Below are 19,412 nucleotides of genomic sequence, written 5' to 3'. Positions count from 1 at the left end.
GAATTGCGTGCGCCCCGCATTTCGGCCCGAAAGAAAGACAAGATGAAATTTGAACAACTCGGCCTTTCACAGCCGATCCTAGACGCGCTGAACTCGCTCTCGATCACCGAGCCGACACCGATCCAGCTCGCCGCCATTCCTGCCGCGCTCAAGGGCAACGACGTCGTCGGTCTCGCCCAGACAGGCACCGGCAAGACCGCTGCATTCTCGCTGCCGCTCATCGAGAAGATTTCCGGCGGCCGCCGCGCAGAACCGCGCAAGGTCCATGCGCTGATCATGTCGCCGACCCGCGAACTCGCCGCCCAGATCCACAAGTCGGTGCGCGATTTCTCCCGCCGTGTGAAGCTGCGCAGCGTGCTCGCCGTCGGCGGTCTGTCCATCAACACGCAGACGAAGAATCTCTCGGGCGGCGCCGAGATCCTGATTGCCACGCCGGGGCGTCTCGAAGACCTCATTCGCCAAGGCGCGGTCTCGCTCGATGAAACCCGTTTCGTCGTGCTCGACGAGGCCGACCAGATGATGGATATCGGCTTCATGCCGGCGATCCGCCGCGTCTTCGGCCATCTGCCGGAAAAGCGCCAGGCGATGCTGTTCTCGGCCACCATGCCGGACGAGATCCGCAAGCTGTCGGCCAAGTATCTGCGCAATCCGGTCGAAGTCGCGGTGACGCCTGCCGCGCGCACCGCAGACCGGATCGAGCAGGGCGTCATGCATGTCAACAGCGGCAACAAGCCCGCTGCACTCGCCGCGGTGATCCATGATCACGAGGGCGACCGGGTCATCGTGTTTGCCCGTACCAAGCATGGTGCCGACAAGCTGGTGCGTAAGCTCGCCCAGTCCAATATCGAGGCGGCCGCAATTCACGGCAACAAGTCGCAGGGACAGCGCGAGAAGGCGCTCGCGCGTTTCCGCGACGGCACGCTGCATGTCCTCGTCGCGACCGATATCGCGGCACGCGGCATCGACGTGCCCGGCGTGACGCTGGTCATCAACCACGACCTGCCGAATGTGCCGGAAGTCTATGTTCACCGCATCGGCCGTACGGCCCGCGCAGGCAAGGCTGGTCTCGCAATCGCTTTCTGCGCGCCGGACGAGCGTCCGCTGCTCAAGGATATCGAAAAGCTGATCAAGCTCTCGATTCCGGTTCTCGCCACGCCTGAGGGCATCGCGGAAGCAACCTCGGGCGCCGAGCAAGAGCCGCAGGAAAGCCAGCGCCGCGGTCATCGCGGCTGGTCCGGCAAGACCGGTTCCGGTCGGGGCGGTCAGAAGGCCGGCAACGGCAACGGCCAGAAGCGCCGCCGCCCGCGCAACGGCAAGCCGGGCGGTCGTCCGGAAGCCGGCTCCGGTGAAGGCCAGGCAGCGCGTCCGGAAGGCAAGCGCCCGTTCCGCGCCAAGCGCCGCAAGTCCGGCGGTGGCGGTAACGGTCAGGGCGGCCAGCGCGCCGCCGGCTGATCGCCGCAAAGCTTCAGACATGCGAAAGGCTCCCCGGAATCCGGGGAGCCTTTTTCGTTGGCGCGGCCGATCAGGTTCAGATGCCTGCGAGCCAGCGACCACCCGTCCAGAGCCCCATGGCGACCATCATCAGGTTTTCCGTCAGCGAGATGAAGCCGAGCGGGACGGATGATGATCCTCCGACGCAGGCGCATTTGAGTTCGCGCTTGTCGACATAGACGGCCTTGAAGACGGATACCGCGCCGACCGTGCCGACGAAGAGCGCAAGCGGGGCGGACAGCCAGGCAAGCGCGCCGGCGATCATCAGCACACCAGCCAGTGTTTCGGCAAAAGGATAGACATAGGCGTATTCCACCTTCCGACGCGCCAGAAGGTCGTAGTTCAGGAACATGGTCGAGAAGCCTTCCACATCCTGCAGTTTCTGGATGCCGAGCAACGTCATCGCGATTGCGATGAACCACTCGATCACGCGGAAGTCGAGCACCGTTCCGATCGCTGACCAGGCGAAGGCGAGCGCCATCAGGAAGGCGACCGAGAAGATGGCGATCACCGGCTGATAGGTCGTGTCGCCTTCCTTCGGCACGTCCTGTCCGAAAAATTCCCGGAGGTCGTCATAGCCGCCGATGCGCTTGCCGTCGATGAAGGTCTGCGGCGTGGTGCTGACGCCGTGCTTCTCCTTGAAGTCGTCCGTTTCCTGCCGGGTTTCGAGCCAGTGGTCATCGACCTCGTACCCCTTGCGCTCTAGCAGCGCCTTGGTCTTCAGACCGTAGGGGCAGACATGATCGGGCATGACCATCCGGTAGACGGTCGCGACTTTCGCGTCCGATGCGATGTCCGAGGCGGTTGGATTTCGGACTTCCGTTGCGGTCGTCATGGAGCAACTCCCCTTTGATTTCGTTTCAAGCCAAACCACCGAGGAAGCCGGATTGTTCCATCGTCCGGCCGGAGCCGGTTGCGCATGGCGCGGCATGTCAAATATTATAGCGCTCAGTGCCGGTGATGATATGATTGTCTTGCGCGATTATGCGTTTGGAGGTGCTTTGCGATGGCCGATCATGGCCTGTCCTTCCTGAGTGGAAGCGGCACCAGTGCAGATAAAATCCGCAATCTCGACTGGGAAAACACCGAGCTGGGACATCCTGAAGGCTGGCCCAATTCGCTCAAGACGATCGTCAGCCTGATGCTCTCCTCGAAATTCCCGAAGGCGCTGGTCTGGGGCGAGGGACTGACCACGATCTATAATGACGCCTTCGCGCCCATTCTCGGCCACAAGCCCGAGGCCATGGGGCGTTCGTTTCGCGATGTCTGGTCGGAAGTCTGGAACCAGATCGGTCCGATGACGGAGAAGACCTATCAGGGCGAGAGCATCTATATCGAGAACTTCCCGCTCACCATCAATCGTCACGGCTACGAAGAAGACTGCTATTTCACCTTCTGCTACAGCCCCATTTATGACGAGACCGGCCGCATCTGCGGAATGATGGACACGGTGATGGAGACCACGGAAACCGTGCTGGTGCAAAGGCAGGTCTCCGCGGTCAATGCTGAACTCCGGCACCGGATGGGCAATCTGGTGGCGATGATCTCGGCGCTTGCAGGGCAGACGTTCAGAGGTGAGGGGGAGACGGAAGCCAAGCTGGCCGTGTTCCAGGACAGGCTGAAGTCACTTGGCGAAGCCCAGGCGATGCTGACGGCCGAGGATCACCCGGAAGCCACGATCAAGGAACTCGTCGACAGTATTGTCGGCAGTCGGATGACTGCGCTCGGACGCATCGATATAGACGGACCGGTCATCGCGCTCCGGGGGCGCAAGGCCCTGTCGTTGTCGCTGGCGCTCAACGAGCTTTTCACCAACTCGATCAAGTATGGTGCCTTGTCGAGCGATACGGGACGGATCGACATCAAGTGGGCACTTGCGGACACGCAATTCTCGTTTCGCTGGAGCGAGCATGGCGGACCGCCGGTGGAACCGCCGACACGCCAGGGCTTCGGCACCAAGCTGATCGAGCGTTTCGTCGCGGCCCATTTCGAAGGCAATGCCAAGATCGACTACCGGCCGGAAGGCGTGGAGTACAACATCATTTCCAACTCCCGGAACCTCGACTTCTGATCGCTTTCTTCGCACGGTGTAGTTCCCGCTTGCCTTCCCACGGGGCTTGGCGTATTGGGAGCGCATGAAAAAGACCGCCTTCACATCAGCCCTGATCGACGCCGCAGTTTTCGCGGCGCGTTCGCGTGCGCTTCTCGGCGGCCTCCTTCTTCTCTCGCTTAGCGGCGATCGCCGGGCCCGTTGAGGAGCGACCGGCGGTCGATCCGCCGTATGCGCAAGCTCCTCTCAAGCCAGATCCCACAAACTTGACTAGACAGTCGAAATCCGGTTTTCAGCAGGCACCTAATGCCGCGCCGGAGCGAAAGCGAGAGATGACAATGGACGCAACTTCCAACCAGAAGCGATCCGCCACCCCCGGTATGCCGGACGCATCGGCCAAGTACCGCGCCTATCCGCAGGTCAACATCCCGGACCGGACCTGGCCGGGCAAGATTATCGACAAGGCGCCGATCTGGTGTTCGGTCGATCTGCGCGACGGCAATCAGTCGCTGGTCAACCCGATGGGCCATGACCGCAAGGCGCGGATGTTCCAGCTGCTCCTGAACATGGGCTTCAAGGAAATCGAGATCGGTTTCCCGTCAGCCTCGCAGACCGATTTCGATTTTGCCCGCTGGTGCGTCGAACAGGGCAATGTCCCCGACGATGTGTCGCTGCAGGTGCTGGTGCAGTGCCGGCCGGAACTGATCACGCGTACGTTCGAATCGCTGGAAGGCTCGGTCAAGCCGATCATCCACTTCTACAATTCGACCTCGGAACTGCAGCGCCGCGTCGTCTTCAACAAGGACGTCGCCGGCATCAAGCAGATCGCCGTCGATGCCGCCAAGATGATCACCGACATGGCCGAAAAGGCGGGCGGCGGTTACCGTTTCCAGTATTCGCCGGAGAGCTTTACCGGCACCGAGCTGGAAGTGGCGCTCGAAATCTGCAACGCGGTCATCGAGGAAGTCCGGCCGACGGCCGACAACAAGCTCATCATCAACCTGCCGTCCACCGTGGAAATGGCGACGCCGAACATCTATGCGGACCAGATCGAATGGATGTGCCGCAATATCGACAATCGCGACAACGTCATCATTTCGCTGCATCCGCACAATGACCGCGGCACCGGCATCGCAGCCACCGAACTGGGTCTGATGGCAGGTGCCGACCGCGTCGAAGGCACGCTGTTCGGCAATGGCGAGCGCACCGGCAATGTCGATGTCGTCACGCTCGCCCTGAACATGTACACCCAGGGCGTCGATCCGAAGCTCGACTGCACCGAGATCGAGCGCATCAAGGATGTCTACGAATATTCCAACCAGATGGTGATTCCGGAGCGTCATCCCTATGTGGGCGAGCTGGTCTACACCGCCTTTTCAGGCTCGCACCAGGATGCGATCAACAAGGGCATGAAGGCGATCAAGGTCGCCAACGATCCGCATTGGGAAGTGCCCTATCTGCCGATCGACCCGCAGGATGTGGGACGCACCTACGAGGCCATCATCCGCATCAACTCGCAGTCGGGAAAGGGCGGCATCGCCTACATCCTCAACCAGGATTACGGGCTCAATTTGCCGCGCGGCCTGCAGGTGGAGTTCCGCGAGGATATCCAGCGCATCACGGATGAGGAAGGAAAGGAACTTCCGTCCAAGGCGATCTATGAACGCTTCATCGAGCGTTATGTCGAGCAGCCTGGCGCGCGCCTCGACTTCGTCGAGCATCACTCGCATACCGACAGTTCCAACAAGCAGGTTCGTCAGGTGGAAGCGGAGATCGTTGACAATGGCGAGACGAAAAAGATCGAGGGTCGCGGCACCGGGCCGATCGACGGGTTCGTCAACGCGCTGTCGAAATATCTCGGTTTCGAGATGACTGTGGCGAATTATTCCGAGCACTCGCTGCAGCACGGCTCCAACGCGGCGGCGATCTGCTACATGGAAATGGAAAGCCCGGCCGGCAAGGTCTACGGTGTCGGCATCAACACCAATATCGTGGCCGCCTCGCTGGCCGCGGTGGTGTCGGCGGCCAACCGCTATCTCGAGATGCAGGAAAGCGCCTGACCGAATACAAGCGCCCGGAACATCCTCCGGGCGCTTTTCCCTGATGAAATTCTCGTCAGAGTTTATTATATTCTCGAATAGAACAATCGAGTGGATGGTGCGTCATGTCTCGCAAAGGCCAGCATGTTGTCCGGACTGGAAACAAGCAATGGAGCGTCCGAAAGGCCGGCTCGTCAAAAGTGACCAGTCGTTTCAGTACTCAGGAAGAAGCGATCGCCAAAGGGCGTGAGATTGCGAAGAATCAGAAAACTGAGCTATATATACATGGGGCGGACGGGCGAATTAGAGAGAGAAGTTCTTACGGCAGTAATCCATTCCCACCTAAGGGGTGATGTTGGTTGCGTCCTTTGAAAATTCGGTCTTCATAAATTGTCCCTTTGATGATGAATATCAGCCGTTGCTTCAGGCGATGGCCTTTTGCGTTATTTATTTGGGATTCTTTCCTCGCTTGGCGCCTGAGGATGCAAATAACGCTAATCCTCGCCTTAACCGCATTTTGGATCTCGTTCGGAGTTCCAAATACGGAATCCATGACCTCAGTCGTTGTAAAGCGGTTGAGGCGGGTGAGTATGCCCGTATGAATATGCCGTTTGAGCTTGGCATTGATTACGGTTGCAGTCGTTTTGGGGCGGAGTCGCTCCAGGAGAAGGCCATTCTGGTTTTGGAGGCCGACAAATGGGATTATCAAAGAGCGCTTTCCGACATATCCGGTTGGGATATTCAGCCCCACGGAGGGGATTTCATAAGGATAATCCGCTCTGTCAGGAATTGGCTTGTCGCGAAGGCGAACGCTCCAAAAATTGGTCCCTCGGAAATTCAGGGTAAGTATGCTGCGTTTCAAGAGTGGTATTGGGAGCGCGAACTTCGTCGCGGTTCTTCCGAGGAGGACATACTGGAATACCCGACCAACGAACTGTTGGATGCCATGATTGAATGGATGGAATCAGGGCAGCCAACTTGAGTAGCCGCAATGACCCGGCTTTCCGGCGGATCGGCAAGGCAGAGGGAGCGCCTCTCGTCCTGCTTCACGGCTTCGGCGGCAATATGCGGACATGGAACCGCGTCTTTCCCCTCCTCAAGAACGATGTTCCGCTGATCATCTTCGATCTGCCGGGGCACGGCAAATCCATCCATTCCGACGGGCGCGGCGGCGCCGGACGGATGGCCAAGGCCATCCTCGAGACGCTCGAAGAGAACGGGATCGAGCGGTTTCATGCCGCCGGACACTCGATGGGCGGCGCAGTGGCAGCACTTGTCGCGATGCGCGCACCGGACAAGGTTCTCTCGCTCAATCTGATCGCCCCGGGCGGCATGGCCCCGGACATCGAAGCGGGTCTTCTGGAGCGGTTCTCCAAGGCGGAGGATGCGGATGAACTCGAAGCCGTGATCCGGCAGATGGCAGGGCCGGGGCTCGACGTGCCGGAGGGATACTTCCAGGCGGCTGCAGAGTTCCGGCAAGCCCCCGGCGCGATGGAGGCCCTGGCCGAAACCTATGCCGCGATGTTCCCCGACGGGCGCGAGAGGGGGCAGGGCGTGTTGCCGAAAGAGCAGCTTTCAGCCTTGCCGATGCCGGTTCGCGCGCTCTGGGGAGCCGACGACACGGTTCTGCCCTGTCCGGACAAGGGCGATCTTCCGGCCAATTTCATCCTCGAGGTGCTCGGCGGTGCCGGACATATGCTGCCCGAGGAAAGGCCCGGGGACGTGGCCGATTTTCTGCGCGCTGCAGTTGCGCCGGGGCCGGCGTAACCACGCTCGGCTACTCGCCAGCGGAACGCCTTCCGTGTTAAGACATTCCTAACCATCCGGATATGCCGGATTGTCCCGGCATGCGGGTCCGGAGCGGGAGAATGTCATGAGCAACAACAGCAACGACAATCACGGCCGGAAGGGCGTCGATCGCCGGCTGACCGACATCGTGCGCGAGGTCAAGATCGCCGCTGCCGAGCGTTCGGATGTGGTCGTCGACATGCGCGATGCCGATCGCGCCCGCCTCGAACTGCTTGCCGAAGAGCTGCAATCGGTGATCGACGATGTCGATCCCGCCGACGACAGGTTCGACTTCGGCATATCGACCGGCCAGCAGCCGCGATTCTGGATCGATGCGGTCGCCCATGTGCATATGGGCCCCGACCGGCGGCTCTATCGGGTCGTGCGCGATACGCGTCTCGGGCGCGTCATTCTGGGTGAAGCCAACGACGTCAGGGAAGCCGCCGATACCGTGGCCCGTTACATCGCGGAAAGGGTGATCGAGCGCGAGCGGATGCTTTCGGGCGATCTCGATGCCATGCGCCAGAATGGTTTTGCCCTGGAGGCCGAAGAGGACAGGCGCAAAGAGCGTCCCTCCCGATCCGCGCAGCCGGCGGCCATCGCATCCGCGCCCATCGAGCCCGCACCGGTCGTTCCCGAAAGAAAACCCGGCAAGGGCGCGGGCTTCGTCATCGGCGCGTCGTGGTTCATCCTCGGATGCGTGGCGGGGGCGGCGGCGCTTGTCGCGGCATTCTGGGACCGCATTACCGCGCTGCTCAACTAGGTCAGCCCACGGGCACCGGCGTTTGCGTCGCGGCACGGGGCGCTTGCGTGTTCTCGCTTACGGTACGGCCGTCGTCGTTGAGCGTATAGCGACGGTGAACGAGGTGCCATTCGCCGGGCTTGCCGGTAATCTCGAACATGTTGAAACCGGCGTTGGGCTTCTTGCCTTTGGGGCCCTGGCTCGCCGAGGCGACGCCGACGACCGGTATGTTGCCCCTGTCGGTCGCGATGTGATGGAGCGAATCCAGATGGGTGTGCCCATGCAGGACCAGTTCGGCGCCGTTCTTGCGGATCATCTTCTGGAACTTGCCGATGCCCTTCAGGCGCTTGTGCCAGCTGGCCGCATCCTCGACGGGAGGATGGTGGATGAGCACCACACGGAACTTGCCGCGCCGTCCGGCATCGGCCAGCAGGGCGCCGGCCTTCTTCGCCTGTTTCCTGGAAAAATCGCCCGTCGCCATGAAGGGCAGCGATGGGTTGGCCGACGAGATGCCGATGATGGCGCAGTCGCCACGTTCGGTGAGCGTGGGAAAATAGGTGCCTTCGCCATGGGCCTCGCCGCCGGCCAGGATCCATGGTTTCCAGGCCTTGACCGCATGTTTGAGCGCGCCGGGCACGTAGGCGTCGTGATTGCCGGGAACGAGCGTCGTCCGCTCGGGCAGGAAATTGACCTCGAGCCACTGCGTGACGGTCTCGATCTCGGTCGAGGTTGCGAGATTGACCAGATCGCCGGTAATGGCGACATGATCGAGTTCGGTCTCGGCCATCTCCTCGATGATCTCTTCGAGCGCGGTGCCGAACATGTGCTTGCGGCGATTGCGTCGCCAGTTCACATAACCGGTGATACGCTTGGAAGCGAGTTCGGAAAGGGAGACCTTGGGCAGGGGACCCAGATGGACGTCGGAAATATGAGCCAGGCGGAACATGACACCTCACATAGCGGTGGGGTGCATGCGCGGCAAGCGCAGGGGCCGAATGAAAACATGAAGGCTGATCAGGAATATGGCGGTCGCCCGCCGGAAATGCGTTCGTTCCGGGCGCGGCTGGTGACACGCGTCATCCATATCTGGTTCGCTCTGAGCCGTGCCATGACCTTCGGCGTGCGCGCGGCCTGCTTCGACGAGGAGGGGCGGATCTTTCTCGTGCGACACTCCTATGTACCCGGCTGGCACATGCCCGGCGGTGGCGTCGAGCGCGGCCAGACCGCGGGCGAAGCGTTGGCGCGGGAGCTGCAGGAGGAGGGCAATCTGGCCATTATAGGCGTGCCGGAGCTTCTGGCTCTCTATTACAATCGGCGCACGTCCAGGCGCGACCATGTTGCCTTCTACCGTTGTCTCGTGCGGCAGACCGCGCCCAAAGCGCCGGATGCGGAAATTGTCGAGACGGGCTTCTTCAGGCTCGACGCCCTGCCGGAGGGAACGACGGCTGCCACCCGCAGGCGGATCGAGGAGCTTGCCGGAAAGCGTCAGCAGGAAGCTCTCTGGTGACGGGGATCGCGCTCGTGCGACTTGAAACCCGCTGGCAAGTGCTTACATTTCCCGCTCATCTTACGATCCAATTTTCCGGACACATTTCCCATGGCACCGATTATCAAGGTCGAGAATATTTCGAAGACCTATGAGGGCGGTTTCCACGCGCTCAAGGACGTCAATCTTGATATCGAGGAAGGTGAGATCCTTGCCCTTCTCGGGCCGAATGGCGCTGGCAAGACGACACTCATTTCCATCATTTGCGGGCTGGTCAATCTTTCCGAGGGACGCATCCTCGTGGGCGGGCACGATACCGTCAGCGATTACCGCAAGGCGCGCGAGCTCATCGGCCTGGTGCCGCAGGAGATCGCGCTCGAACCCTTCCAGACGGTCTATAACGGCCTGCGTTTCACCCGTGGCCTCTTCGGCAAGAGGCCCGACCCCGAATTTCTCGAAAACGTGCTGCGCCGGCTGTCCCTATGGGACAAGAAGGACGCGATGACGCGTGAACTCTCGGGTGGAATGAAGCGGCGCGTCCTGATTGCCAAGGCGCTCTGCCACAGCCCCAAGATCCTTTTTCTCGACGAGCCGACCGCGGGTGTCGACGTGGAACTGCGAAAGGATATGTGGGAGGTCGTGAGCCAGCTGAAGAAGGAAGGCGTCACCATCATTCTGACGACCCACTATATCGAGGAAGCCGAGGCCATCGCCGACCGTGTGGGCATCATCAACAAGGGAGAGATCCTGCTGGTCGAGCCGACACGTTCGCTGATGCGCCGCATGGGGCACCGGGAGCTCCGCATCGAGCTCACCGAACCGCTCGCCGAAATTCCCGCGGCGCTGGCTGGATACGATCTGGAATTCGGCGCGGACAAGCAGACCCTCGTCTACGCCTACGAAGCCAATGGCGAGCGTACCGGCATCACCTCGCTGATCACCGACATCAAGAACGCCGGGCTGACGCTGCGTGACATCGAGACGAAACAGAGTTCCCTCGAGGAGATCTTCGTCGGACTGGTAAAGGAACAGGCATGAACTTCCGCGCGGTTTCCTCCATTTACTATTTCGAGATGGCGCGGTTTTTCCGGACCATCACCCAGAGCCTGATTTCTCCGGTTCTGTCGACCTCGCTCTATTTCATCGTCTTCGGTGCGGCGATCGGTTCGCGCATCGACGAGGTGGAGGGCATCTCCTACGGCGCTTTCATCGTGCCAGGCCTGATCATGCTCTCGGTGCTGACGCAGAGTATCTCGAATGCCTCGTTCGGGATCTATTTCCCGAAATTCATCGGCTCGATCTATGAAGTGAATGCCGCTCCGGTGTCGTTCGTGGAAATCGTGCTCGGCTATGTGGGCGCGGCGGCGACGAAGTCGCTTTTCATCGGCATGATCATCTTCGGCACGGCGTTCTTCTTCGTCGACCTGCACGTCCAGCACCCGTTGGCCATGCTCGCCTTCCTCGCGCTCACCTGCATCTCGTTCAGCCTGTTCGGCTTCATCATCGGGCTGTGGTCGAAAAACTTCGAGCAGCTGCAACTGGTGCCGCTGCTCGTCGTCACGCCGCTGGTGTTCCTGGGCGGCAGCTTCTACTCTATCGAGATGTTGCCCGAAGGCTGGCAGACGGTGGCGTTGTTCAACCCCGTCGTCTATTTGATCTCCGGCTTTCGCTGGAGCTTCTTCGGCATGGCGGATGTCGCTGTGGGCGTGAGCCTCGCCATGATCGCGCTGTTCCTGGTTCTCTGCCTCGGCGTGATCTGGTGGACGTACAAGACCGGCTTCAAGATCCGCTCGTAAGGTGGCGGATCAGATCGCCTTGACGACGGTCTCCAGCATCGAGCGGACGTCTCCGGCGACGGAGTGAAGCTTTTCGTTCTCGATCGCCTGCATGGAAGCGACGGGATCGACGGCGCTGACGGTGACGTCGTCGCCGCCGGTCTTCCGCACGATGACGTTGCACGGCAGCATCGCACCGATCTTCGGCTCGATGCCGATCGCCTGATAGGCCATGTTCGGATTGCAGGCGCCGAGAATCAGATAGGGCGGAACGTCCTTGTCGATCTTCTTCTTCATGGTGGCGGAGACGTCGATCTCCGTCAGGACGCCGAAGCCGTTGTCGGACAGCGCGGAACGCGTGCGCTCGACGATTTCGTCGAAGCTCGCGCCGGAGAATGTGCGGTCGATGGTGTAGGCCATCTGAAACTCCCGTAATGAATGGTCTGCTTCAGATATATGCAGTAAATTCTATATGACAAGACCCGGCTATCGGATGATCGCCGGGCCCTGGTGTGTCAGGCAGCCTGTTTGAGGCTGTCGCGACCATGCGGCGCATCGAGGTCCATCACCGGGCCCACCGGCACGATGCCGTTCGGGTTGATGGTGCCGTGGCTGCCGTAATAGTGGTGCTGGATGTGCTTGAAATTCACCGTGCCGGCGATGCCGGGCATCTGGTAGAGTTCGCGCATGTAGCCGTAAAGGTTCGGATAGTCCGCGATGCGGCGGATGTTGCACTTGAAGTGGCCGACATAGACCGGATCGAAGCGGATGAGCGTGGTAAAAAGCCGCCAGTCGGCTTCTGTCAGCGTTCCGCCAACGAGATAGCGCTGGCCGGAAAGTCGCTTTTCAAGCTTGTCGAGTGTGTCGAAGAGCTTGTTGACGTTGTTTTCGTAGACATCCTGCTCGGTTGCAAATCCGGCCTTGTAGACGCCGTTGTTCACGGTCCGGTAGACGAGGTCGTTGATTTCATCGATCTCGTCGTGAAGCTCTTCGGGATAGAAGTCGTTAGCCTTCGGATCTGCGATCCCGGCAAAGGCCGAGTTGAACATGCGGATGATTTCGGCGGATTCGTTGGAGACGATGGTCTTCTTCTGCTTGTCCCAGAGAACCGGTACGGTGACGCGGCCGGTGTAGTGCGGGTCGGCTTCCGTATAGACCTGGTGCAGGTAGTCCTTGTCCATCAGGCTGTCGCCGGTTGCGCCGTCGCGCTTTTTGAACTCCCAGCCGTTCTCGCCCATATGGTAGTCGACGATGTCGACGCTGATTGCATCCTGAAGTCCCATCAGCTCCCGAAAGATCAGCGTACGATGTGCCCAGGGGCAGGCGAGCGAGACGTAGAGATGGTAGCGGCCGGCCTCGGCCTTGAAACCACCTTCGCCGGACGGGCCCGCGGAGCCGTCCTTCGTCACCCAGTTTCTGAACGAGGACGTCGAGCGTTTGAACTTCCCGCCCGTCGACTTGGTGTCGTACCACACGTCCTTCCAGACGCCATTGTCGAGCATACCCATGATCAAAACTCCTTTTCCCGGAACATAGGGCAAATCGGCCCGCTTTCGAAGGCGAAGGGGGTGAACGGTGTGTTTTCCCGTAGACGCGGCCGGGGGGCTCTGCTATCAGCGATGCCTCAAGGAGATGAAAGCTTGATGACCTGCCGGACGACCCGACGACGCTGAAGATTTCGCTCGCGTGAAAACGCGGGACACTTTCTGCGTTCTCGTTCTCAGTCTCCTGTCCGGAAAATCCCATGTCCAAGCTCGATCTCGTCTATCTCACCGAAGACGCTTCCCATGACGCCGCAATCGACCTCATCAACGAGGAAGCTTTCGGACCGGGACGCTTTACGCGCGCAGCCGAACGCATTCGCGAGCAGGGGCCGCACGACCGCCATCTCTCCTTCGTTTGCGCCGACAACGGCGAAACGATCGCTTCCGTGCGGATGACGCCCATTCTGGCCGGGAATACGCCGACCCATCTTCTCGGCCCGCTTGCCGTGCGGCCATCGCACAAGAATCTCGGCATCGGGCGCGAACTGGTCAGGATCGCGGTCGCCGGGGCGAAACGCGCCGGCAGCCATGCGGTTATTCTGATCGGGGATCCGCCCTATTACGGGCCTCTCGGTTTCCAGCCCACGCGGCCGGGCGCCTTGAAGATGCCGGGGCCGGTCGATCAGCGCCGGGTGCTTGCCGCCTGTTTCGAGACGCTGACGGCTGACGATCTCGAAGGCGAGATCAGGCACCGCAATCGCGGGTGAGGCATTCTAGCGGCCTTCGCGGAACCAGGTGGCGCCGAGCGCCAGGATCATCAGCATCAGTCCCAGGAAGCCGGCAAAGAGCGGCACCGAGCGCACGCCAAGCAGCACGGTTTCCGACGATGTGCGGAGCGTCAGCCGGCCACCGCTATCGCGGAAGCCGGAGCGGACGGGCAGGATCTGCGGCACGGCATTGTCGCCCGAGACCCGCGCGACCATGCCGCCGGTTTCCTCGGCAATGGGCCTCAGGACCTCGGTGGTCGAGACCGTGGCGCGGAACTCCGGCGCGTCGATTGCACCGATATGGGCGAGGGCCGTCAGATCGCCGTCGCGGGCTTCCACCAGACCGAACTCGTCGAGCGGCAGTTCGGCGGCGAAAAGGCCGTCGCTTTCGCTTTGCAGCGCGAGCTGTCGCGTTGCCCCTGATGGAAGGGTGAGCGTGACCGGGTTGGCGGTATCGGCCATCGTCTGGCGCTCGACGCGCAGGGTTCTGCCGCTGGCGGAGGCGCGGAGTGCTTCCTCCTCGAGCGAGGGTTCCTTCATCAGCCAATGCGCGATGCGGCGGTAGAGCGCCACATGCGGGCCGCCGCCCTCGAAGCCGCGGGCCCAGAGCCAACCCTGGTCGGAGAGCAGCATCGCAACCCGGCCCTCGCCATGGCGATTGAGGATGAGCAGCGGCGCATCATTGGCTGCCTTCATGACGGTGTCGCCGGCCACGCTCTGGACGGCAACCGAGCGGAACCAGCGGCCCCAGGCGGGCGGCTCCTGCAGGCCGCCCGGGAGTTCGCGGGTGACGGGGTGCCGCCGGCCGGCATCGGTAAGGCGCGGATAAAATCCTTCGACATCCATGTTGCCGGTCGGGAAGGCCGGAAGCACAGGCGCCAGGGGGGTCTGCGCGATGGATTCGATGCCCGACATTTCAGGCCCGGACGCGATCAGAAGGGCGCCGCCGTTTTCTACATACTGGGCGATGTAATCGTAATAGAGCACCGGCAGAACACCGCGGTTCTGGTAGCGGTCGAAGATGATGAGATCGAATTCCTCTATTTTCTCGACAAAGAGTTCGCGTGTCGGGAAGGCGATCAGCGAGAGTTCGGTGATCGGCGTGCCGTCCTGCTTCTCCGGCGGGCGCAGGATGGTGAAATGGACCAGGTCGACCGAGGCGTCGGATTTGAGCAGATTGCGCCAGGCGCGCTCGCCCGAATGCGGTTCGCCGGACACAAGCAATACCCGCAGGTTTTCGCGGATGCCCTCGATACGGGCCACGGCGCGGTTGTTGGCGGTCGAGACTTCCGAGGGTTCCTCCTCGACGGCAAGTTCGACGATGTTGTTGCCCCCGCGTGGAACTTCCAGCGTGTAGGTGCTTTCCTCGCCGGGCACGGCATCGGCAATGCCGCGGTCCTCGCCGTTGACGCGGATGGTCACCGGCAGCGGGCCGCTCGAGGGCCGGCCGTCGACCATCACGCGATAGACGATGTCCTGATCCTCGCCGACAATGCCGAAACGCGGGGCGCGGACAATCTCGATGCGGCGGTCCAGTTCGTTCTCGTCTCCGGTGATCAGGCCGTGGACGGGCACGTCCAGGCCGAGCGCCTCGGCGCTTGCAGGCACGTCGTGAACCTGGCCGTCGGTGATCATCACGGCGCCCGCCAGCCGCGAGGTCGGAATGTCCCTGATGCCGGTGGAAAGCGCCTCGAAGAGATCGGTGGAGGGAGAATCTGAATCCGGGTCGCCACGGCTTTCGATGATGCGCGTGTCGAAATCGGGGAAGCGGTCGAGCCGCGCCTTGAGTTCGGTGAGCGCCTTGTCCGTCTGGTCGGTGCGATCGCCAAGATCCTGGCTCTGGCTACGGTCGACGACGACGGCCACGACACTCTTGACCGGGGCGCGTTCCTCGAAGCTTGCGACGGGATTGGCGAGCGCCAGAACGAGGGCGGCGAGCGCGATGGCGCGGATCACCGAACCGCGCTGACGCACGAAGAGCGCCCAGCCGGCGAGCAGCGCCGCGACGACCGCGAGGCCGATGAGCAGGGGCAGGGGAATGAACGGGGCAAAACTCAGGTTCATGCTACTGCTACTGCCCCAGCCGTTCGAGGAGCGCCGGGATGTGAACCTGGTCGGACTTGTAGTTGCCGGTCAGCATGTACATCATGATGTTGACGCCGGCGCGGTAGGCGTATTCGCGCTGCCACGGATCGTTGGGTACCGTGGGGTAGAGCCGGTTTCCGTTCTCGTCCTCGGCCCATGCGGCGGCGAAATCGTTCGAGGTGATCAGGATCGATGACACGCCGTCGCCCGCACGCGCGGGGCGCTCGGCGGTTGCCTCTTCCTGGCTGGCTGCGGTGGCTTCCACCCAGAGCGGGCCATCGGCATATCGACCGGGGAAGACATCGAGCAGATAGAATGCCTTGGTCAGAACGTGATCCGAGGGCACAGGCTCGAGAGGCGGAATGTCGAGACCGGACAGGATCGCCTGGAGGCGACGCGTCGGGCCGGCGGTGGCACCACCCAGATCGTCGATCCGATCGCGCGTGTCGAACAGCACCGAGCCACCGTTCTTCATATAGGCATCGATGCGGCTGATCGCGGCTTCCGAGGGCATCGGCGCCTGTTCGCTCATCGGCCAGTAGATCAGCGGATAGAAGGAGAGCTGATCGGTTTCGATATCGACCCCGACCGGTTCGCCCGGTTCGAGCGCCGTGCGATTGGCAAGGTAGCTGGAAAGCCCGTTCAATCCCTCGCGGCTGATGCGGTCGACCTCGTCGTCGCCGGTGATCACATAGGCCATGTGGGTCTGGTCGAGCTTGTCGACGATATCGACGTCGCCCGGCTGGCTGTCCTGCGCGATTGCGCCGGGGGCAGCGACAAGGAGCGCGAAACCGGCGGCGAACACAATGACGGTTGCGGCGGTGACACGGCGGCGGCTCAGGCGGCGCAACGCCCCGCCCATGACGAGGACGATGAGCGTATCGATCAGCAGACCGAGCAGAGCGGCGCCGAAAAGCCATGGCTTGAGATCGAGCGCGTCGCCACGGCCGAGCGAGGCACGGCTGACGGGGGCGCCGGCGTCCGGGATGTCAAGCGGTTCGATGCGCTCGTCGCTCTGGAAGAGATTGAGGGCCACATATCCGTCCTCGGTGCCGTAGAGGCCCGGCGGATTGTCGGGGCCGGCCCGCGGCGTCCGGCCGGCCGAAAGATCGAGCGGCTTGGCGTCGCCGGAGGCGGGCAGAAGGGCACCCGCCGCACTGAGAAGCTGGTAGGGCGGCAGGACGGCGTTGGAGGAGCCGCCGGCGCGTCCCACATTGTTGGACAGCTGGACGACCCGGCGCAACATGTCGACGAAATGGCCGGAGATCGGCAGGTTCGACCAGCCCGCCTCGGCCGTCACATGGAAGAGGACGATGCGGCCGTCGCCGCGATCGGCGGCGGTGACCAGCGGCGTTCCGTCGGCCAGCGATGCCCAGGTCCGGGCCGCGAGATCGGCGGAGGGCTCGGCAAGCACCTGACGGTTCACGGTCACGTCGCGCGGCACGGGAAGTCCCGCAAAGGGGCTGCCTTCGGGATAATCGGCGAGCGGCTGCGGCGCGTCCCAGGACAAAGCGCCGCCAAGTTCACGTTCGCCGCGCCGCAGGGTGACGGGCGTCAGCGTATCGTTGTCGGCTGCTGCCAATCGGGGGCCGGCGAAGCGCACGAGGGTGCCGCCATTCTCGATCCACTGCTCCAGTTCCACGGCTTCCTGCTCGGGCAGCGAGCCGATATCCGCCATGACGATGATGGCAGGCTGGCGTTCGATCAGCGCCGGAATGGATTTCGCGAGGTCTGCGCTCTGGGCATGGATGAGGTCGGCATAGGGCGAGAGCGCCTTGTCGATATAGTAGAGCGGCGAAAGAAGCGGCTGTGCCAGATCGGCCGCTTCGCCCGAGATGAGCGCCACGCGGCGCCGCCGGAAACTGTCATCAACGAGGCGGACGCCGGCGGCCGTCAGGCCGGCATCGACGTCGATCCGGGCGATGTCGTTGCGTATTTCGAAAGGCGCGGTGATTTCGCCGGTCCCGGCGTTCGAGCCGCCCTCGAAAGCTATTTCGCCGCGGGCGATGTCCCTGCCGCGGCTGTCGCGGGCGGTGACGGGGATGCTGATCGAACCCTCGGTCGCGAGCCGGGTCGCAGCGATCTGCAGTGCGTCCGAGCCGTTCGAGGTATCCGTCAGCGCCACCGGTGCGCCGGTCGCCGAACCGATGATCTGAACATCGGCCGCACCGAGGGCGAAGAGCCTGCCCAGGGCTTCGGTACCGTCGTCGCTCGCCATGCCATCGGTGATATAGGCGATCGTGCCGGGCGGGGTTCCGGCCAGGGCCGCCTGCACGGCTGTCACGCTTGCTCCGCGCTCGGGCCGTGCCGGCCGGGGGGCAGCAGCCAGCAATTGTTCGAGCGCATTGGACGCGCTCATCGGGGTGGCATCGTTGCGGCGGTCGGAGGTGAAGGCGATCGAAACCGGAACGTCGGCGTCACGCGCTTCGGAGATCAGGTCCTCGGCGGCAGCCACGCGATCGTCCCAGTCGGGAGCGCTTGCCCAGCCATTGTCGATCATCAGCACGAGCGGACCGCTGGCCGACAGCGTCTTGTCGCGCGGATTGAGGATCGGCTCCGACAGCGCCAGGATGATGAGGGCCGCAACGAGCAGGCGCAGCGCCGTCAGCCACCAAGGACTGTGCGACGGGGTTTCCTCGGGTTTGAGAACGCGTGCGAGAATGGCAAGCGGGGCAAAGGGCTCGGCCTGCGGTCGCGGCGGGGTGAGCCGTAACAGCCACCAGATGACCGGCAGCGCCACAAGGCCGAACAGGATCGCGGGGGCGCCGAAGGCGAGGGGAAGCCCGCCCATCAGCTCCGCTCCCCGCCGGTGGTCGGGAGTCCGGAAAGATGGCCGTGAAGGGTTGCGAGCGCTTCCGATGCCAGGCGGTCGGTTCCGTGGGCGAGAAAGCTCCAGCCCTTGCGACGGATGGCTTCCGACATGGCGACGCGGCGCGCCTGCCAGGCGCGGCGGTAGTCCTCGGCGATCGTCTCCGCGCGTCCGGCGACCAGTTTTTGCCCGGTTTCGGGATCGCGGAACTCGGTACGCCCGGAATAGGGAAACCGTTCTTCGGCGGGATCGTGGATCTCGACGGCGTGGCCGCGCACGCCGCGTTGCGCCGCCGGGGCGATGGTGCGTTCGAGCGAGGCTTCCTCGTCGAGGAAATCGCTGATCAGCACGACATCGCTCATCCGTCCGACATGGGTGAGATCCGGCATGCCGCCTTCAAGAGACGCATGCGAGAGGGCAACCGCCAGCCGTTCCGCGGCGCTGCGCGAGGAAACCGGTTCCATCACGCCGGGGCAGCCGATGCGTTCGCCCGAGCGCGACAGCAATTCGGCAATCGCGAGCATGAGAACCAGCGCGCGGCTTTCCTTCGAGGCAATGGCGAGATCGCTCTGATAATGCATGGAGGGCGAGAGATCGGCCCAGAGCCAGACCGTGTGCGCGGCTTCCCATTCGCGATCGCGGACATAAAGATGATCGTCGCGGGCCGAGCGCCGCCAGTCGATGCGCGATTGCGCCTCGCCATCGACATAGGGCCGGAACTGCCAGAAGGTTTCGCCGATGCCGCGCTTGCGGCGACCGTGCCAGCCGGCAATCACCGTATTGGCGACGCGACGCGCCTCGGCAAGACAGTCGGGCAACAGGCTGGCACGCATCCTGGCGCGGGCCAGAACGTCCAGCCGCGGCGTTGGGTCAATAAGGCGGCCAATCGATGCCAT

General features: G+C 62.6%; 18 protein-coding genes. 11 read left to right on the top strand and 7 right to left on the bottom strand.

Translation table 11 applies throughout. The annotated features are described in order from the left end of the window. The first annotated feature begins 42 nt into the window (after positions 1 to 42). Positions 43 to 1,452 carry a DEAD/DEAH box helicase gene (locus E2A64_RS17230; protein WP_133285754.1) on the top strand — a complete coding sequence of 470 codons (1,410 nt, stop codon included), beginning with the start codon at positions 43 to 45 and terminating at the stop codon, positions 1,450 to 1,452. Positions 1,453 to 1,528: 76 nt separating this feature from the next. Here E2A64_RS17230 and E2A64_RS17225 read toward each other — a convergent pair whose 3' ends face one another. Next, a complete protein-coding gene (locus E2A64_RS17225; protein WP_244598349.1) occupies positions 1,529 to 2,326 on the bottom strand; it encodes a glutaredoxin family protein in 798 nt (265 codons plus the stop codon). Positions 2,327 to 2,497: 171 nt separating this feature from the next. On the opposite strand from E2A64_RS17225, the gene E2A64_RS17220 reads away from it, so the two are divergent. The 6 genes from E2A64_RS17220 (at position 2,498) to E2A64_RS17195 (ending at position 8,131) form a co-directional block, all read left to right on the top strand. Continuing rightward, positions 2,498 to 3,562 carry a PAS domain-containing sensor histidine kinase gene (locus E2A64_RS17220; protein ID WP_133285753.1) on the top strand — a complete coding sequence of 355 codons (1,065 nt, stop codon included), beginning with the start codon at positions 2,498 to 2,500 and terminating at the stop codon, positions 3,560 to 3,562. A 317-nt stretch (positions 3,563 to 3,879) separates the two neighbouring features. Beyond that, a complete protein-coding gene (leuA, locus tag E2A64_RS17215; protein WP_133285752.1) occupies positions 3,880 to 5,601 on the top strand; it encodes a 2-isopropylmalate synthase in 1,722 nt (573 codons plus the stop codon). 104 nt (positions 5,602 to 5,705) lie between these two features. Then, entirely contained in the window at positions 5,706 to 5,933 is a 228-nt protein-coding gene (locus tag E2A64_RS17210) for a DUF2188 domain-containing protein (RefSeq protein WP_133285751.1), read from the top strand. Continuing rightward, positions 5,933 to 6,562, top strand: coding sequence for a hypothetical protein (locus E2A64_RS18090; protein ID WP_244598348.1), 630 nt, complete (start codon positions 5,933 to 5,935; stop codon positions 6,560 to 6,562). Before E2A64_RS17210 ends, E2A64_RS18090 begins: the two co-directional genes overlap by 1 nt. Beyond that, positions 6,559 to 7,347 carry an alpha/beta fold hydrolase gene (locus E2A64_RS17200; protein WP_158285796.1) on the top strand — a complete coding sequence of 263 codons (789 nt, stop codon included), beginning with the start codon at positions 6,559 to 6,561 and terminating at the stop codon, positions 7,345 to 7,347. The genes E2A64_RS18090 and E2A64_RS17200 overlap by 4 nt, the downstream gene beginning before the upstream one ends. Positions 7,348 to 7,453: 106 nt before the next feature. Then, positions 7,454 to 8,131 (top strand): hypothetical protein, encoded by a 678-nt coding sequence (locus E2A64_RS17195; RefSeq protein WP_133285749.1) that lies wholly within the window; start codon positions 7,454 to 7,456, stop codon positions 8,129 to 8,131. A 1-nt stretch (position 8,132) separates the two neighbouring features. On the opposite strand, the gene E2A64_RS17190 is transcribed toward E2A64_RS17195, so the two are convergent. After that, complete coding sequence (locus E2A64_RS17190) at positions 8,133 to 9,056, bottom strand: metallophosphoesterase family protein (RefSeq protein WP_133285748.1); 924 nt, start codon at positions 9,054 to 9,056, stop codon at positions 8,133 to 8,135. Between the two features lie 57 nt (positions 9,057 to 9,113). Here E2A64_RS17190 and E2A64_RS17185 point away from each other — a divergent pair, with 57 nt between their 5' ends. From E2A64_RS17185 to E2A64_RS17175, 3 genes are all read left to right on the top strand, one after another. Continuing rightward, positions 9,114 to 9,617, top strand: coding sequence for an NUDIX domain-containing protein (locus E2A64_RS17185; protein WP_428977502.1), 504 nt, complete (start codon positions 9,114 to 9,116; stop codon positions 9,615 to 9,617). Between the two features lie 90 nt (positions 9,618 to 9,707). Next, on the top strand, positions 9,708 to 10,634 hold the full coding sequence (locus tag E2A64_RS17180; protein WP_133285746.1) for an ABC transporter ATP-binding protein: 927 nt from the start codon (positions 9,708 to 9,710) through the stop codon (positions 10,632 to 10,634). Then, the gene (locus tag E2A64_RS17175) at positions 10,631 to 11,392 is read left to right on the top strand and encodes an ABC transporter permease (RefSeq protein ID WP_133285745.1); all 762 of its coding nucleotides are present in this window, start codon (positions 10,631 to 10,633) and stop codon (positions 11,390 to 11,392) included. The genes E2A64_RS17180 and E2A64_RS17175 overlap by 4 nt, the downstream gene beginning before the upstream one ends. A gap of 9 nt (positions 11,393 to 11,401) precedes the next feature. On the opposite strand, the gene E2A64_RS17170 is transcribed toward E2A64_RS17175, so the two are convergent. Continuing rightward, on the bottom strand, positions 11,402 to 11,791 hold the full coding sequence (locus tag E2A64_RS17170; RefSeq protein ID WP_133285744.1) for a DUF302 domain-containing protein: 390 nt from the start codon (positions 11,789 to 11,791) through the stop codon (positions 11,402 to 11,404). A 95-nt stretch (positions 11,792 to 11,886) separates the two neighbouring features. Continuing rightward, entirely contained in the window at positions 11,887 to 12,879 is a 993-nt protein-coding gene (locus tag E2A64_RS17165; RefSeq protein ID WP_133285743.1) for a glutathione S-transferase family protein, read from the bottom strand. Between the two features lie 236 nt (positions 12,880 to 13,115). Between E2A64_RS17165 and E2A64_RS17160 the strand changes: the two genes are divergently transcribed. Continuing rightward, on the top strand, positions 13,116 to 13,622 hold the full coding sequence (locus E2A64_RS17160) for a GNAT family N-acetyltransferase (RefSeq protein ID WP_133285742.1): 507 nt from the start codon (positions 13,116 to 13,118) through the stop codon (positions 13,620 to 13,622). Positions 13,623 to 13,628: 6 nt separating this feature from the next. Here E2A64_RS17160 and E2A64_RS17155 read toward each other — a convergent pair whose 3' ends face one another. The 3 genes from E2A64_RS17155 to E2A64_RS17145 are packed head-to-tail and all read right to left on the bottom strand — an operon-like array spanning position 13,629 to position 19,412. Continuing rightward, on the bottom strand, positions 13,629 to 15,686 hold the full coding sequence (locus E2A64_RS17155; protein WP_133285741.1) for a hypothetical protein: 2,058 nt from the start codon (positions 15,684 to 15,686) through the stop codon (positions 13,629 to 13,631). 7 nt (positions 15,687 to 15,693) lie between these two features. Further along, entirely contained in the window at positions 15,694 to 18,501 is a 2,808-nt protein-coding gene (locus E2A64_RS17150; RefSeq protein ID WP_133285740.1) for a DUF4159 domain-containing protein, read from the bottom strand. Continuing rightward, positions 18,498 to 19,412 carry a DUF58 domain-containing protein gene (locus E2A64_RS17145; RefSeq protein ID WP_133285739.1) on the bottom strand — a complete coding sequence of 305 codons (915 nt, stop codon included), beginning with the start codon at positions 19,410 to 19,412 and terminating at the stop codon, positions 18,498 to 18,500. The genes E2A64_RS17150 and E2A64_RS17145 overlap by 4 nt, the downstream gene beginning before the upstream one ends.

The organism is Pseudohoeflea suaedae (assembly GCF_004354915.1).
Lineage (GTDB): Bacteria > Pseudomonadota > Alphaproteobacteria > Rhizobiales > Rhizobiaceae > Pseudohoeflea > Pseudohoeflea suaedae.
Note: the sequence above shows the minus strand (reverse complement) of the source record. Positions and strands in the feature narration are given on the sequence as shown.

What these genes read in the sequence shown, in the direction of transcription:
- E2A64_RS17155 (WP_133285741.1), bottom strand. Translation starts at nt 15,686, where the DNA reads ATGAACCTGAGTTTTGCCCCGTTCATTCCCCTGCCCCTGCTCATCGGC.
- E2A64_RS17225 (WP_244598349.1), bottom strand. Translation starts at nt 2,326, where the DNA reads ATGACGACCGCAACGGAAGTCCGAAATCCAACCGCCTCGGACATCGCA.
- E2A64_RS17165 (WP_133285743.1), bottom strand. Translation starts at nt 12,879, where the DNA reads ATGGGTATGCTCGACAATGGCGTCTGGAAGGACGTGTGGTACGACACC.
- E2A64_RS17145 (WP_133285739.1), bottom strand. Translation starts at nt 19,412, where the DNA reads ATGGCATCGATTGGCCGCCTTATTGACCCAACGCCGCGGCTGGACGTT.
- E2A64_RS17195 (WP_133285749.1), top strand. Translation starts at nt 7,454, where the DNA reads ATGAGCAACAACAGCAACGACAATCACGGCCGGAAGGGCGTCGATCGC.
- leuA (WP_133285752.1), top strand. Translation starts at nt 3,880, where the DNA reads ATGGACGCAACTTCCAACCAGAAGCGATCCGCCACCCCCGGTATGCCG.
- E2A64_RS17220 (WP_133285753.1), top strand. Translation starts at nt 2,498, where the DNA reads ATGGCCGATCATGGCCTGTCCTTCCTGAGTGGAAGCGGCACCAGTGCA.
- E2A64_RS17230 (WP_133285754.1), top strand. Translation starts at nt 43, where the DNA reads ATGAAATTTGAACAACTCGGCCTTTCACAGCCGATCCTAGACGCGCTG.
- E2A64_RS17190 (WP_133285748.1), bottom strand. Translation starts at nt 9,056, where the DNA reads ATGTTCCGCCTGGCTCATATTTCCGACGTCCATCTGGGTCCCCTGCCC.
- E2A64_RS17210 (WP_133285751.1), top strand. Translation starts at nt 5,706, where the DNA reads ATGTCTCGCAAAGGCCAGCATGTTGTCCGGACTGGAAACAAGCAATGG.
- E2A64_RS18090 (WP_244598348.1), top strand. Translation starts at nt 5,933, where the DNA reads ATGTTGGTTGCGTCCTTTGAAAATTCGGTCTTCATAAATTGTCCCTTT.
- E2A64_RS17185 (WP_428977502.1), top strand. Translation starts at nt 9,114, where the DNA reads ATGAAGGCTGATCAGGAATATGGCGGTCGCCCGCCGGAAATGCGTTCG.
- E2A64_RS17175 (WP_133285745.1), top strand. Translation starts at nt 10,631, where the DNA reads ATGAACTTCCGCGCGGTTTCCTCCATTTACTATTTCGAGATGGCGCGG.
- E2A64_RS17170 (WP_133285744.1), bottom strand. Translation starts at nt 11,791, where the DNA reads ATGGCCTACACCATCGACCGCACATTCTCCGGCGCGAGCTTCGACGAA.
- E2A64_RS17160 (WP_133285742.1), top strand. Translation starts at nt 13,116, where the DNA reads ATGTCCAAGCTCGATCTCGTCTATCTCACCGAAGACGCTTCCCATGAC.
- E2A64_RS17180 (WP_133285746.1), top strand. Translation starts at nt 9,708, where the DNA reads ATGGCACCGATTATCAAGGTCGAGAATATTTCGAAGACCTATGAGGGC.